14 protein-coding genes and 1 pseudogene are annotated in these 15,188 nt (G+C 39.8%); 10 read left to right on the top strand and 5 right to left on the bottom strand.

The annotated features are described in order from the left end of the window. The first annotated feature begins 15 nt into the window (after window positions 1–15). Window positions 16–2,259: an alpha-galactosidase gene (locus tag NQ556_RS16180; RefSeq protein ID WP_008371266.1), complete on the top strand. Its 2,244-nt coding sequence runs from the start codon at window positions 16–18 to the stop codon at window positions 2,257–2,259. 3 nt (window positions 2,260–2,262) lie between these two features. Beyond that, complete coding sequence (locus NQ556_RS16185) at window positions 2,263–2,892, top strand: YczE/YyaS/YitT family protein (RefSeq protein ID WP_008371268.1); 630 nt, start codon at window positions 2,263–2,265, stop codon at window positions 2,890–2,892. A gap of 28 nt (window positions 2,893–2,920) precedes the next feature. On the opposite strand, the gene NQ556_RS16190 is transcribed toward NQ556_RS16185, so the two are convergent. The 3 genes from NQ556_RS16190 to NQ556_RS16200 form a co-directional block, all read right to left on the bottom strand. Continuing rightward, window positions 2,921–3,457: a HAMP domain-containing protein gene (locus NQ556_RS16190; RefSeq protein ID WP_008371270.1), complete on the bottom strand. Its 537-nt coding sequence runs from the start codon at window positions 3,455–3,457 to the stop codon at window positions 2,921–2,923. A gap of 97 nt (window positions 3,458–3,554) precedes the next feature. Beyond that, window positions 3,555–4,616, bottom strand: a complete 1,062-nt coding sequence (locus NQ556_RS16195) for a Fic family protein (protein WP_008371273.1) — start codon at window positions 4,614–4,616, stop codon at window positions 3,555–3,557. 111 nt (window positions 4,617–4,727) lie between these two features. After that, on the bottom strand, window positions 4,728–4,955 hold the full coding sequence (locus NQ556_RS16200; RefSeq protein WP_243426626.1) for a hypothetical protein: 228 nt from the start codon (window positions 4,953–4,955) through the stop codon (window positions 4,728–4,730). A 106-nt stretch (window positions 4,956–5,061) separates the two neighbouring features. Between NQ556_RS16200 and NQ556_RS16205 the strand changes: the two are divergent. After that, window positions 5,062–5,265 (top strand): annotated as a pseudogene (locus NQ556_RS16205) (transposase); the annotation flags it as partial. A gap of 174 nt (window positions 5,266–5,439) precedes the next feature. Here NQ556_RS16205 and NQ556_RS16210 read toward each other — a convergent pair. Next, on the bottom strand, window positions 5,440–7,503 hold the full coding sequence (locus tag NQ556_RS16210; protein ID WP_204575748.1) for an ATP-binding protein: 2,064 nt from the start codon (window positions 7,501–7,503) through the stop codon (window positions 5,440–5,442). Window positions 7,504–8,249: 746 nt separating this feature from the next. Here NQ556_RS16210 and NQ556_RS16215 point away from each other — a divergent pair. The 7 genes from NQ556_RS16215 to NQ556_RS16245 all read left to right on the top strand — a co-directional run bounded on the left by NQ556_RS16215 (window position 8,250) and on the right by NQ556_RS16245 (window position 14,969). Beyond that, window positions 8,250–11,303, top strand: coding sequence for a VaFE repeat-containing surface-anchored protein (locus tag NQ556_RS16215; protein WP_118011300.1), 3,054 nt, complete (start codon window positions 8,250–8,252; stop codon window positions 11,301–11,303). A gap of 178 nt (window positions 11,304–11,481) precedes the next feature. Further along, complete coding sequence (locus NQ556_RS16220; RefSeq protein WP_008371287.1) at window positions 11,482–11,805, top strand: YdcP family protein; 324 nt, start codon at window positions 11,482–11,484, stop codon at window positions 11,803–11,805. A 15-nt stretch (window positions 11,806–11,820) separates the two neighbouring features. Further along, window positions 11,821–12,204 carry a YdcP family protein gene (locus NQ556_RS16225; protein ID WP_005423181.1) on the top strand — a complete coding sequence of 128 codons (384 nt, stop codon included), beginning with the start codon at window positions 11,821–11,823 and terminating at the stop codon, window positions 12,202–12,204. Between the two features lie 90 nt (window positions 12,205–12,294). Continuing rightward, the gene (locus tag NQ556_RS16230; RefSeq protein ID WP_118011298.1) at window positions 12,295–12,696 is read left to right on the top strand and encodes a hypothetical protein; all 402 of its coding nucleotides are present in this window, start codon (window positions 12,295–12,297) and stop codon (window positions 12,694–12,696) included. 62 nt (window positions 12,697–12,758) lie between these two features. Beyond that, window positions 12,759–13,085 (top strand): hypothetical protein, encoded by a 327-nt coding sequence (locus tag NQ556_RS16235; protein ID WP_044998840.1) that lies wholly within the window; start codon window positions 12,759–12,761, stop codon window positions 13,083–13,085. 32 nt (window positions 13,086–13,117) lie between these two features. Continuing rightward, entirely contained in the window at window positions 13,118–13,474 is a 357-nt protein-coding gene (locus tag NQ556_RS16240) for an immunity protein Imm33 domain-containing protein (RefSeq protein WP_044998842.1), read from the top strand. 103 nt (window positions 13,475–13,577) lie between these two features. Further along, window positions 13,578–14,969 (top strand): FtsK/SpoIIIE domain-containing protein, encoded by a 1,392-nt coding sequence (locus NQ556_RS16245; protein WP_008371298.1) that lies wholly within the window; start codon window positions 13,578–13,580, stop codon window positions 14,967–14,969. Here the strand turns inward: NQ556_RS16245 and NQ556_RS16250 are convergent. Beyond that, entirely contained in the window at window positions 14,961–15,161 is a 201-nt protein-coding gene (locus NQ556_RS16250; RefSeq protein ID WP_005334884.1) for a helix-turn-helix domain-containing protein, read from the bottom strand. The genes NQ556_RS16245 and NQ556_RS16250 overlap by 9 nt on opposite strands. Window positions 15,162–15,188: the final 27 nt, after the last annotated feature.

Here is a 15,188-nt window from a genome sequence, read left to right on the forward strand (position 1 = left end):
TAAAAGAGGTAGTATATGAGACAGATTATTTTTCACGAGGAAACAAAAACTTTCCATTTATACAATGAAAAAATCAGTTATATCTTATGTGTATTAGAAAATGGACATCTGGGACAATTATATTTTGGAAAACGACTTCATGATAAAGCAGATTTTTCTTATCTGGTTGAGAAATGTGAACGCCCAATGACATCGTATATATATGAGTGGGATCGTACTTTTTCATTGGAACATATCCGACAGGAATATCCGGTTTACGGTACGACAGATTACAGACATCCGGCAATTGAATTGTTGCAGGAAAATGGCAGCAGAATCAGTGAGTTCCAATATGAAAGCTATGAGATCATTGACGGAAAACCGAAACTCTCCGGATTGCCGGCAACATATACGGAGTCCGAAGGGGAAGCACAGACATTGCGCATCTTTCTGAAAGATGCTCTGACTGGTGCAAAACTGGCACTTTTATATACGATTTTTGATGAATATAGTGCAATTGCAAGAAGTGCTTATATTGAAAATGCTGGTGAGAAAAATCTGCATGTATTAAATATGATGAGCTTAAGCCTGGATCTTCCGGATAAGGATTATGAATGGATGCAGTTGTCCGGTGCGTGGTCCAGAGAGCGCTATATTAAGAATCGAACATTGGAGCAAGGCATAACAGCTATCGACAGCATGCGCGGAAATTCTTCTCACGAACATAATCCGTTCCTTGCTTTAAAACGTCACAACACAGATGAGAATGCAGGAGAAGCAATTGGAATAAGCCTTGTATATAGTGGAAATTTCCGTATGCAGGCAGAGGTAGATACACATAATGTGACACGAATTACAGCCGGGATCAATCCAGAAGGATTCGATTGGAAATTAGAACCGGGAGAAAGCTTTCAGACACCGGAAGCAGTTCTGGTTTACAGTGAAAATGGATTAAATGGCATGAGTCAGACATTCCAGAAGCTGTATGCAAAGAGACTCGCAAGAGGGTATTGGCGCGATAAGGCAAGACCGATTTTAAATAACAACTGGGAAGCAACTTATTTTGACTTTACAGAAGATCGCCTTGTAGAGATTGCCGGGAAAGCAAAAGAATGTGGAGTAGAACTGTTTGTCTTAGATGACGGATGGTTTGGTGCGAGAAGAAATGACAGAGCCGGTCTTGGCGACTGGGTGGCAAATGAAGAACTTCTGCCAAATGGCATCAAAGGTCTGTCAGAAAGAATTGAAGCACTTGGATTAAAATTCGGCCTTTGGTTTGAGCCGGAGATGGTAAATAAAGACTCTGATCTTTATCGAGCACATCCAGACTGGATTTTACAGACACCTGGAAGAAATACATCACACGGCAGATATCAGTATGTACTCGATTTCGCAAGAAAAGAAGTAGTAGATTATATTTATGGTATGATGACAAAGTTATTATCGGAATCGAAAATCTCATATATTAAATGGGATATGAACCGAAGCATTACGGAATGCTATAGTAGCAAACTTCCTTCAGACAGACAGGGAGAAGTGTTCCATCGTTATATTTTGGGTGTATATGATCTGTACGAGCGGTTGACAAATGAGTTTCCAGAAGTATTATTTGAATCCTGCGCCAGCGGTGGCGGAAGATTTGATCCGGGAATGCTGTATTATGCACCGCAGGGATGGACAAGCGATGATTCGGATGCAATTGAGCGTCTGAAGATTCAGTACGGAACTTCTATGTGTTATCCGCTCAGCAGTATGGGAAGCCATGTGTCTGTTGTCCCGAATCACCAGGTATTTCGCAATACTCCATTACATACAAGAGCGAATGTAGCATACTTTGGAACTTTTGGATATGAACTGGATCTCAACAAATTGACAGAAGAAGAGATCAAAGAAGTAAAAGAACAAATCGCATTTATGAAAGAATACCGAGAAGTGTTGCAGTTTGGAATATTTTATCGTCTGAAAAGTCCATTTGAAGGAAATGAGACGGTATGGATGGTGACAAATGAAGACCGCACGCTTGCAATCGTAGGCTACTATCGTGTTTTAAATGGAGTGAATCAGCCGTATAGCCGTGTCAGATTACAGGGATTGAACCCGGATATGGTTTATGAAAATGTATGGAATCATACAGAAAATTACGGAGATGAATTGATGAATTATGGATTGATCACATCTGATGTGACAGCTGGTGAAGTGCCAGGAAATGTGACTCATTGTACCGATTTTGAATCTAGAATATATATGCTGAAAGGCAAAAAAGTTCAGGAGGGAAGATAGAGCATGACGAAGACAAAAAGAACTGGCGGAATGGTACTGGGAATATTGTTTATTGGATTATGTGTATCTTTCTTACGACTTTCACAATTTGGCGTGGATCCATTCAGTGCAATGAATCTTGGAATCAGCGGATTTATCGGATGGAGTTTTGGAACGTGGCAGCTGCTTGTCAATGCAATCATTCTTGTAGTTGTATTCTTTCAGGCAAGATCCTGCATTGGTGCGGGAACCATTATCAATATGGTATTTGTCGGATATATTGCAGATTTTATCTGTTATGTAGCAAATGATGTAGTGCAGATTCAGATGAATCTGCCACTGCGTATCCTTGCACTGCTGCTTGCTCAGCTGATGGCATCCATGGGAGTGGCATTATATATGGTCGCAGATATGGGAATCGCCCCATATGACAGTGTCGCTATTATAATCGAGAAACTTACACATCAGAAAATTCCATTCCATAAAGCAAGGATCCTTTCGGATGTTGTTGTCGTGATTATCGGAATCATATTTGCCACTGCATCTGGGGCGGGAATCTGGTCGGTAGTAGGGATTGGTACAATTATAAATGCCTGCTTCAACGGTCCATTAATTCAATTTTTTAAAACAAAACTGGAGAGATTTTACTTGTAAAATCTACGGATTACAATTCTTACAAGGCTCATATCCAGAACGGATACGGGCCTTTCTTTTTCACCAGTAGCTTCATCCAAACCTTCACATTGAATAATGAACCCTTCTCAAACGAAAATTCCAAGCGCTCGAACATTTCGTTAAATTTCTCCGACAATTCGTATAATTCATCTTTTGCTTTTGGCAGAGACAATCGTTTGAAAAGATCTTTTCCATTGCTGATGTTTTCAACTTCATCGCAGATAAGATCCACCTGTCTCAATGCCCGCTTGATCATAAAATATCCGATGACCCCGATCAGAATAATGAGTAATGGGAATACAATCAACAGCATTTTCTCGGATGTCTGCATGAAAAGTTCTATAGAATGTACAGAGGTAATTCCTCGTACCCATATTTCGTCATCATCACCGTAAGTGTAAACGCTGTCATATATCATCCATTTTCGATTTGATCCGGTTATCATTCGCGGTGTATTCGACGTGAGGATAGTTTCTTCTGGAAATTGGGTTGGAATCGTTCCATAAATTAAGTATCCGTTTTTGTCATAAATGCTATCATTCATTTAGCATCGCATCCTGACGAATTACAGGCCGTAAAAGAAGAATATGCTTCTTATCGAAATTAAAAGCAAAACAAGTAATTTATTTGAAAATAATTTTTCAAATACGGACATAACCGGTGGATGGACCTGCACCGACCTTTGCGATATACCCACTTTTAACTAAATCCGTCAGTGTTCTTTCAACGGTAACCTTACTTATGTCAGGGCATAGTTCCATAATTTCCTTCTTCGTTATCTTACCGACCTTATTATCAATCACCGCCTTAATTCTATCCGGCTTGGAAAGATTATGATACTTCAAATGTTCTACACGGTTTTCAAATTCATTGTATGCTTTCAGCATAATACCTAAATAATACTTAACAAAAGGCTCATAACTGTTTTCATCCTCATGCCAACCGACAGAACTTGCTTGAAGAGCTTCATAATATGTTTCTTTCGTTTTTTCAATCAGCATTTCCATGCTGACATACTTTCCAACGATATATCCAGCCTTATAGAACAACAATAAAGTCAACAGACGGCTCATTCTACCATTTCCATCATTGAAAGGATGAATACACAGAAAATCCAGAATGAACATGGGGATTAAAATCAGTTTATCAATGAGATTTGCTTCCCATGCTTCAAGAAAATGAGCGCAAAGTTCGTCTATTGCTTCTGCAGTCTGAAAAGCTGGAACTGGAATAAAACGAGCTTTCTGGTGTCCCTCGGCATCGGTTTCTGCAATTACATTGTCTGAATTCTTATAGGTACCACCGATGTTTCCTTGGGAATAAGAATATAAATCACGATGTAACTGTAAAATAATGTTTGGTCTTGGAGTGATATATTCATAACTTTCGTGAATCGTAGCAAGCACTTCACGGTAGCCGGCAATTTCCTGTTCAGACCGATTACGTGGCTCTGCTTTCTGACTTACCAGTTCTTCCAAACGTTTATCACTTGTAAATATACCTTCAATTCGGTTAGATGCTCCCGTACTTTGAATTAAAGCAACTTCCAGAAGTGTTTTCAGTTCATCTATGTTTGCTTCCAGAAATAATTCCTGTTTACCTTTATGCTCATGAATACTGCCAACCATCTGAACAATTTCAGGTGTCAGCAACTTCGCAGGATTTGTAATATAATCAAAATTTTTCATTGAAATCTCCTTCATTTTGAATTTATCTCCATCATTTTAATGCTAAATGATGGAGATTTCAATAGATTTGATGGAGATAAATTCTCCATATGCACAATAAATATACTCATTTGGATATAGAATTTATTACTTCATCGTTTTTGCCAGCGAATTGAGCAACGCCCGTATCTCTGGATTTGCCAATACTTTTGCCAGAAGTTCCGGATCGACTTCATCAGCAACAGTACCTTCATTATTGCAAAAATTTACTACCAACTTAACAAATTCCGATTGAACAAAATCGCTGCGCGATGGCCTGCCAAGGCTGTGGCGCAGTTTTATTTTTATTAAAAAAGCAGTGGAATTACTTTCCATAATCCGTTATTGTTAAGTTACCACACGAAACAACTGAACTAAGAAAGCTCCACTGCCTATGATAAGAATAACATTTTCCAGTCTCTTCCGCAATCGGAATTATGACGCTACAAATGCTATTGAATCCCTGAATTCTACCTACCGGAAACTGAATCGCCAGAGAAGCGTATTTCCAAGCGATACAGCTCTATTAAAGGCACTGTATCTTGCCACATTTGAAGCTACGAAGAAATGGACCAGTACGATCCGCAACTGGGCACAGGTGTATGGTGAACTGAGTATTATGTACGAAGGACGCCTCCCAGAGTAACGAATAAACAGGCGGATAAGACGGGCGGAAAACCGCCTGCTCTTGACATGCCATTCAACAACTGTTATATATAAAACAAGGGTGAGAAGCCTGATTTTCAGGCTTGCCACCCTTACATATCATAGAAGAAGCGTATTTACAGACTTTTTCTCATAGTCTCTCTTAATTCTATAACTAATTCCCTACAATACTCTGTTTTAATATAGTGAACATCTTTTCCGCATCTAATGGTTTTGCAATGAATCCATTCATTCCAACCTTTTGTGCCATCGCAATATCTTCTTCAAAGGCATTTGCGGTCATGGCAACGATCGGTGTGGATGCTTTTTTCGGGCTTTCCATCTGCCTTATCTTTGCGGTTGTATCATAGCCATTCAAGATTGGCATCTGAATGTCCATAAGAATCAGATCATAGTATCCTTCATCCGCTTCTTCCAGTTTATCAAAACATTCCTGACCGTCTTTGACCCAGTCGATCAGAAAGCCCTTTTCTTTTAATAGCTCCATCGCAATTTCAGCATTTAATTCATTATCTTCTGCAAGAAGAATACGCTTTCCAATATTCTTATCGGTCATAAATGTTTGCTCTGGCAGTTCTTTTTTGCATATATCTCCTTCAGAAGCAAGTTCCAGCGGGATTTCTACTGTAAATTTTGTTCCTTTTCCCGGCTTACTTTCCACATGAATCCTACCATTCATCAGTTCGACAAAGGATTTCACGATAGAAAGACCAAGACCTGTACCGCTGACTTTATTCTCCGTAGCTGTATGTTCTCTGGAAAATTCATCGAAGATATGTGGAAGGTATTCCGAGGCCATTCCAATTCCAGTATCTTCGCAGACAAATACATACCGTGCTTTTTTATCATCGAAATTCGTCTCATTAATAGTCACATGAATCGCATGACCGTCAGGAGTATACTTGATGGCATTGCTCATGATATTTAAATATATTTCCTGGAGCTTTGTCTTATCACAAAATGCATATTTATGTTGAACATTTGTATCGATAGAACAGTGGATACCTTTCATTTGGATATCAGATTCTAATACTGTATTTACCGAATAAAATAATTCGCTCAAATTTGCTGCTTCTGTTTTTAATATAGAAGTTCCACTTTCAATACGCGCCACTTCCAGAACCTGATCGATGATTGTCATCAGAATGTTGCCGGAAGACTTAATTTTTCCCAAATATTCTCGTACCTTTTCTTCGTTGTCAAGATTCTTTCCGAGAAGATCTGAAAACCCAATGATCGCATTCATCGGGGTTCGGATGTCATGGCTCATATTAAACAGAAATCGAGTTTTTGCCTCACTTGCTTCTCTTGCTTGTTCAGCGGACTTTTTCAGTTCCACTGCATACTGGTTTTCACGATATTTTTTACTGTGCACCTGATTAAAAATAGTGGCGCTCATTAAGGACGTTATACAGGAAATGGCAATAACAGCAATCCATTGATAAATGGAAATCCAGCCTTCGTCTGGTACAATATCTACATACCATGTATCATTAGGAATCTCGCATTCTACTGTAAGATTGTTCTTAGGTATGTGTTCCTGACTTTGAGTCAGAACAACCCGGCTGCCTGTAGTATCATCGGTTGTCCATATCTCATAGCAATAGGAAGCTTCATTTAATCGCTCCAAACCTATTTCATCTATAAATTTATCCCAGTCAATGACCATGATTACAAATCCCCAAAAAGAGTCATTGTCAATAGAATCACTTTTATAAACCGGATGGAACAGTAAAGCGCCGGTTCCTCCTTGTTTTAATCTATATGGACCGCCAAGGATATAGTTTCCGGTTTCTTTCGCACGGTTTGCATCTTCCTTACGGTTATGATCTGTCAGCATATTTATTCCAAATGCGTTCTCATTTCCCTGCTGTGGAAAAATATCAGTAACAACTCCATTCGGTGCAAGTTCAAAAGCTTTCACAATACCATTCTCATTTGGAAGCATTTCCGCCAATTCTGAAAATGAAGTCTGATCCAGATTATATCCTGCGAGAACTACATTTCCAAGAAACTCTGAAAGTTCAACATACTGATTCAATTGTGCATTGATTCGTCTTACTGTACTTTGGGCAGTATAAGTGGCAGCTGTCTTTTTCCCTTTTTCCAGGTTCTTTAAACTAATATATCCAAAAAGAAAGGATGCAATAAAAACAAGTAATCCAACAATCAAACTGTATTTTTTTATTTGTTTAGAAGCGCTACTTCTTTTTTCCATTCGCGGTTACCTCGTCATCTTCAATAATTTAAAATTACGTTAAGAACTAATTGCATTTTACACCAATATTTCCATTGTACGCAAGGAAAACGTTATCAGTACAATGGAAAAACGTCCTATAACTTTTTGGGCAAAATCTATTCAAATTTTTTACTTACATCCCCGAATAAGGGGTGACAACAGAGCGGAACCCAAATGTTAGCTGGACTTCCTAAAACCCATGTTTGCAAACCGGTAATTTTGATTAGCTGTCAGCTAACAAAAATCGGATTGCGTTAGCTGGAAATTGATCATTTTGAATGGAATTTTGTGTCACGAACGTGATTAGAAAATAACAAAAGCGTTCGTTGTCAGCTAATCAAGCTAACATTTTCGAACGCTTTGAAGCCCGTCGCCAAGAGGATTTGAACCTCCGACCCCTCGCTTAGGAGTTCCCTGTGGCGGTTAGTATGCAGTAGTTCGATTATCCTGCAAGGGACGTTTAACGCCCCAAAAAGCGGAAAAGGGGCTTGCACAACGACTCTGTTAATAAACTCTAATATTCAATTATATCCTTTAGAGTGTTAGCAGGCTGTTAGCAAACCAACCACTTTTTCGGGAATTACTGATAATTTGTTACAATCGTATTTAAAATCATTTATCACATGGAAACAAGATACCCGTTAGGTTGAATTTAATTAAGTTAAAGGACGTTCAGAAATGAGCGTCTTTTTTCATACCCAAAATCGAAAGGAGAAAGAGAAAATATGAATAAGCTAGTAAAGCGATTGCTGACAGGAACGCTTGCTTTTGCAACCATTCTCACGGCATTACCAGTGACGGCGGTTCATGCTTCCGGCAATCAATACTGGACAGAATCAGCAGAACGTGTCGGCTACATTGAACAAATTATGAATGATGGTTCTATCAAATCTACGTTCCATGAGGGACACATGAAAGTTGAGGGCGAAACTGCCTACTGCGTGGACATCAATACCAATTTCAAGAATGGATATAAAACAAGGTCTGACGCAAGTACACGAATGAGTAGTGATCAGATTGCGGACGTTGCTCTTTCCTTAGAGTACGTCAAGCAATATACCGCTACTCATACAGGGCTGAATAACAACCAGAAGTATTTGCTGGAACAGTGTGTTGTCTGGCAGAGATTGAGCGAACAGCTCGGCTGGCAGTGCGACAACGTCAGAGCTTCCTATAATGAAATCTCACAGGCGGTACAGAATGAAGTGTACGCTGGTGCGAAAGCATTTGTGAAAGAAAACAAAGGACGCTATGAATGTGGTGGTTACATCTACACTGGCGAAGGACAGGACATCGGACAGTTCTGGGCGAAGTTAAATGTAGGAAATGCAAAAGTCAAAAAGACTTCTTCCAATCCCACGGTCACAGATGGTAACGCCAGTTATTCCTTTGAGGGTGCGACATTTGGTGTCTATTCTGATAAGGGCTGTAACAGCCAGCTTGCCACACTTACTGCCGATGGAAACGGCGATACCAAAGAAGTTGAGGTAAAAGCCGGAACAGTTTACATCAAAGAACTTTCCGCACCAAAAGGTTACAAGTTGGATTCTACTGTTCATTCCTTAAATGTGGAAGTTGGAAAAACAGCGACTTTGACTGTTGCTGATACTCCAAAAGTCACAGAAACTTTGATTGATTTATTTAAAATCGACATGGAAACAGGAAAATCTACTCCACAGGGAACTGCTTCTTTAGAGGGTGCAGAGTTCACATGGAGCTATTATGACGGATACTACAATGCAGATAATCTACCTGCAAAAGCTACCCGTACATGGACAACGAAAACCGTTGCCGAAAAAGACAGTGACGGAACTATCCATTATGTATCCAGACTTGCCGACAGCTACAAAGTATCCGGCGACAGCTTCTATACACAGGACGGTAAAAATGTACTGCCACTTGGTACACTCACTGTCACAGAAACAAAAGCACCAAACGGCTACTTATTAGATGGTGCATATATGCAGGCTGACGGAAGTTCCGAACAGATTAAGGGAACATACCTTACACAGATTTCCGAAGATAGCGAACTTGCCGTACTTTCTGGAAGCAATCAGTATTCCGTATCCGACAAGGTTATCTGTGGCGGTGTAAAAATCCAGAAACGTGACCTTGAAACAAAGGATACCAAAGCACAGGGAAGTGCTACCTTACAGTACACAGAATTTAATATCATTTCCTTAAATGACAGTCCTGTACTGGTTGAGGGAAAATTATACAGCAAGAATGAAACCGTAAAGAAGATTCAGACAGGCATTGACGGAATCGCTTCTACTTCTGCTGACTTACTCCCTTACGGAAATTACAGATTAGAAGAAAGCAAAGCACCAGAGGGCTACTTGACAGACGGTGCAAAAACAATCGACTTTTCTATCACGGAAGATGGAAAAATCGTGGACTTGACCGACAAATCTCACTCTGTCTACAACCAGATTAAACGTGGCGATATTGAGGGTGTAAAAATCGGTGCAGGTACACACAAACGTCTTGCAGGTGTTCCATTCAGAATTACAAGCAAGACAACGGGAGAATCCCATATTGTAGTTACTGACAACAACGGTCAGTTCTCCACTGCTTCAAGCTGGGCTTCCCATAAGGTCAATACTAATGCCGGAAAATCCAGTGAGGACGGTGTATGGTTTGGAACTTCTGAACCAGACGACAGCAAAGGTGCATTACTTTATGATACTTATGTGATTGAGGAATTAAAGTGTGATTCCAACGCCGGATTTAAGCTGATTCCAGCTTTTGAGATAGTCGTATCCAGAAATAAAGTGACCATTGATTTAGGTACGCTTACCGATGAATACGAAAAAGAAATCACAATCCATACCACAGCTACCGACAAGAAAACAGGCGAAAAGATGATTGTTGCCGGAAAAGACATCAAGATCGTGGACGAAGTCACACTTGATGGATTGGAAACAGGCAGAAAATATAAACTTTCCGGCTGGCAGATGGTAAAGGAAGAAAATGCGGAACTTCTCATTGATGGGAAACGTGTAGACAGTGATTATACCTTTACTGCTGACAGCGAAAAAATGACGGTTAAGATTACTTACAGTTTTGATGGTTCAGCTCTTGGTGGTCAGAACCTTGTTACCTTTGAGGAATTGTACGATATGAGCAATCCGAAAGAGCCTGTCAAGGTTGCCGAACATAAAGACATCAACGATGATGGACAGACTGTTCTTATCACAGAACGTATCATCAAAATCCATACGACCGCTACGGACAAGAACGGCAAGAAAGAAATCGAAGCCGGAAAAGATGTAACGATTGTGGATAAAGTCACATTAGATGGTCTGGAAGTTGGAACAAAATACAAACTTTCCGGCTGGCAGATGTTAAAAGAGAAAAATGCAGAACTTCTGATTGATGGAAAGAAAGTATCCAATAATTATGAGTTTACAGCCGACAATGAAAAAATGACGGTTGAGATTGCCTTTACCTTTGATGGTTCTTCTCTTGGTGGTAAAAACCTTGTTACCTTTGAGGAGTTATACGATATGACCAATCCAGACGAACCAAAGAAAGTGACGGAACATAAGGACATTACAGACGATGGACAGACTGTGACAATCAAGGAAGTGCCGGAAATCCCAGACACACCAAAGGATACCGACACGCCGGATACACCATCTACGGTTACTAAGACAAGTGACAGCCCAAAAACAGGCGACAATACCAATATCTATGCTTATCTTGCCATGCTCGGTTTTTCCTGCGTAGGGCTTGGCGGTATGCTTTACTTCAAACGCCGTAGAAAGAAATCATAAGGCGGTAATGTAGCGGTTGGTAAAGAGTTCAAGGTCGCCACCCTTTTTGCAACTTCACGCTCCCGTGAAGCACTTGGTTTACGGGAGCGTGAAGTCCACTAGGGGCGTGGGGAGTGTAGCTCCCCACAACATACAGCAGGAAAGAAAATAAAACAGAAAGAAAAGAGGTCAATCATTTATGGAATTAAGATTTGTCGTACCAAACATGGAAAAGACATTCGGGAACTTGGAGTTTGCCGGAGAAAATACTACGGAACAGCAGAGAATCAACGGGCGTATGGCTGTCATTACCAGAAGCTACAACCTGTATTCCGATGTGCAGAGAGCCGATGATGTTGTCGTTGTGCTTCCTGCCAAAGCTGGCGAAAAACATTTCTCGCCGGAGCAGAAAGTAAAACTTATCAATCCTCGAATCACTACTGATGGCTATAAAATCGGGGAACGTGGATTTGTCAATTACATCTTACTTGCAGACGATATGTTACCAGTGGAAAGTAAATAAGGGGGTATTCAGATTATGAGATTAGCAAATGGAATCGTCATTGATAAAGAAAAGACTTTCGGAGTGTTGAAGTTCTCCGCATTACGCCGTGAGGTTCATGTACAGAATGAAGATGGGACGGTCAGTGAGGAAATCAAGGAACGTACTTACGATTTAAAATGCAACACACAGGGACGCATGATACAGGTATCCGTTCCGGCGACTGTTCCGTTAAAGGACTATGACTACAACGCCGAAGTGGAACTTATCAATCCTGTTGCAGATACGGTAGCCAATGCAAATTACCGTGGTGCAGATGTGGACTGGTATGTAAAAGCAGACGATATTGTTTTGAAGAACAAAGGCACTCATGCCGGAAATCCACAGAACAATGCTCCACAGCAACCGCCGAAGAAATAAGTTCATAACTTAGATTTTCTGTTGTACGGGTCGTATATAATTGATATAATATACTTATCTAATCAAATCGGAATTTTGTGAGATGTTGGTATGAGTGAATTTATGATATTAGCGATTGTATTTATTTCAATGTTGGTTTTGTTTTATTTTTTATGGGTCAACGGATATATGATTTTGAACGCAAAACGAGCCTTATTATTTGTTGGTTCACTCAGAGGGAAAAATAAATGCGAAGTTTCTTTTTCATCTTGTAGCGGATATGTAAAAAAGGTAATAAAATTTAACGAAAGTCGTGAATATACTTTTAAGTTGGATGGCGATGTCTCAAAAGGAAGTATCCATGTTATTGTAGAAAATAAAAATAAAGATACCATATTAGATTTGACACCAGAGATAAAAACCGGTATGTTGACTGTCGATGAAAAATGTAGATATTATCTAATGCTTAAATTTGAAAAAGCAGATGGCAAGATTAAGTTACAATGGGATTAGTGGGTATATAGTTTATAAAATCATCATTTTTCAAATCGGGATTTAATGGGGAGGATATGGATATGAAAAAGTATTTCAAAGAAATCGCAATCTTAATTGCACAACTACTCATGTTTTATGTATTTCCATTAACGGCAGGACCTACTGATGCTATGGGAATGGTGTTTTTAATTATAGTTGCAACCTTCGTACTTGCGATAATTATGGGCAGTGTATCAAAGAAAAAAGCCAAGTATGTGTATCCGCTTTTGGTTTCTGTTCTTTTTATTCCTTCCGTTTTCATCTATTATAATGAATCTGCACTCATACACTCCATTTGGTATTTGGTAATTTCTTCTGTAGGATTGTTGATAGGTGCTTTGATGCAGTATTTCTTTAGTAGAAAGTGAAACAAATATCAGTTTGTAAGGGAGAGTTGAAGATGAGATTATTTGATAAATTCAAAAACAAAAATACCAAAATTACTTTTATTGAAAATGCTGGTGGAGTTATCATCACAAAATCAATTTATCAGGGAACTTCTAAATTAAAATGGCTCTTTCGGGAAGAAAGCGTAAATCCGTCGGATAACGGTTGGCGAGCAATCGGAGATAATGATACACAGGAATACTTAGATAATCCCGAAAATTCTATGGTAGTAGATTTTAACACTCTTGCAAATATCGAACCAGCAGTTTTATCAGTATATGACATGCCAGTAGGTGCAGATTTAGAGTTTTGTTTTGATGATACTGGTAGATATTTTATTGATACTAATACAGGAAATCGAATAAAGTAAAAGAGAACTAAAAATCACAGTTTTACAATTCAATACTTATGTCCACAAAGCAGTTAGTCTACACGATTGACTGCTTTTCTTACGTCCAAAGAAAGGAGTTTATATGAAAGTATGGCAAAAATCTAAAGGTAACAGGATTCGTGCCGGTGACAAATCGCTGGTCTATCATTTCTGTATTGGCTGGCTGTTGCTCCTGTTTGTTGCGGTATTCTTGCTACTGAACCTGCGACAGCCTCTTGTTACAGACTGGAAAGAATTTAACCTGCTCCATGCCGGAATTACTTGGACTGCCTACAACTCCATTACGGTTCTGATAGCGACTGGTATTTGTGTATTGGTCACTTTTCTCTACTACCGTTACGGATATGACCGTATCAAGCGGTTGTTTCACAGGCAAAAACTGGCTCGCATGGTGCTGGAAAATAAATGGTATGAAGCAGAAAACACCAAAGACAGCGGTTTTTTCACTGACCTGCAAAGCAGATCAAGAGAAAAAATCGTGTGGTTTCCAAAAATCTACTACCAGATGGACAATGGTTTGTTGCATATTCTGTGTGAAATCACAATGGGAAAATATCAAGAACAGCTCCTGTCCTTAGAGGATAAACTGGAATCGGGGCTGTACTGTGAGCTGACCGACAAGACACTGCATGACGGCTATATCGAATACACCCTGCTCTATGATATGATAGCGAACCGTATTTCGATTGATGAAGTGGTTGCCGAAAACGGCGGTCTGCGGTTAATGAAAAATCTGGTGTGGGAATATGATTCACTTCCCCATGCCCTTATCTGCGGTGGTACAGGTGGTGGAAAGACATATTTTCTATTGACCATCATTGAAGCCCTGCTTAGAACCAATGCGGATTTATATATTCTTGACCCGAAGAACGCTGACCTTGCAGACTTGGGAACGGTCATGGGAAATGTCTACCACACGAAAGACGATATGATTGACTGCGTCAATACCTTTTATAAGGGCATGGTCACACGCTCGGAAGAAATGAAACTACACCCGAACTACCGCACAGGAGAAAACTATGCCTATCTGGGACTTGCTCCACAGTTCCTTATCTTTGATGAATATGTGGCGTTCTTGGAAATGCTCACAACAAAAGAAAGCACCGCCCTGTTAAGCCAGTTAAAGAAAATCGTCATGCTTGGCAGACAGGCTGGATACTTTCTGATTGTGGCTTGCCAGCGTCCAGACGCAAAGTATTTCGGGGACGGTATCAGAGATAACTTCAACTTCCGTGTGGGGCTTGGTCGCATGAGTGAACTCGGCTACGGTATGCTCTTTGGAAGTGATGTGAAAAAACATTTTTTCCAGAAGCGAATCAAGGGGCGTGGATACTGTGATGTAGGAACAAGTGTCATATCTGAATTTTATACTCCCCTTGTACCCAAAGGCTATGATTTCTTAGGTACGATTGGGGAACTTGCAGAAAGGAGAACAGAAAAAAAGGCTCTGGAACAATCCGAAGCCTTACTTTAATTTCAAGATGTCATTAGGTGTGCAGTCCAGATATTCACACAACTTTGCTAAGATGGAGAAGTCGATTCTGGTCACTTTGTTTTTGCAGTAGTTGTTGAGCTGTGTCCTCTGTAAATTACAGGCTTCACAGACTTTGTTTTTACTGATATTCTTTTCTTTGAGAAGATTTTCTAAATCCATGTATACTGTCATTTTTGTTTACCTCGTCTTTTAATCAAA

Source organism: Coprococcus comes ATCC 27758 (genome assembly GCF_025149785.1).
In the GTDB taxonomy this organism is placed as follows: domain Bacteria; phylum Bacillota; class Clostridia; order Lachnospirales; family Lachnospiraceae; genus Allocoprococcus; species Allocoprococcus comes.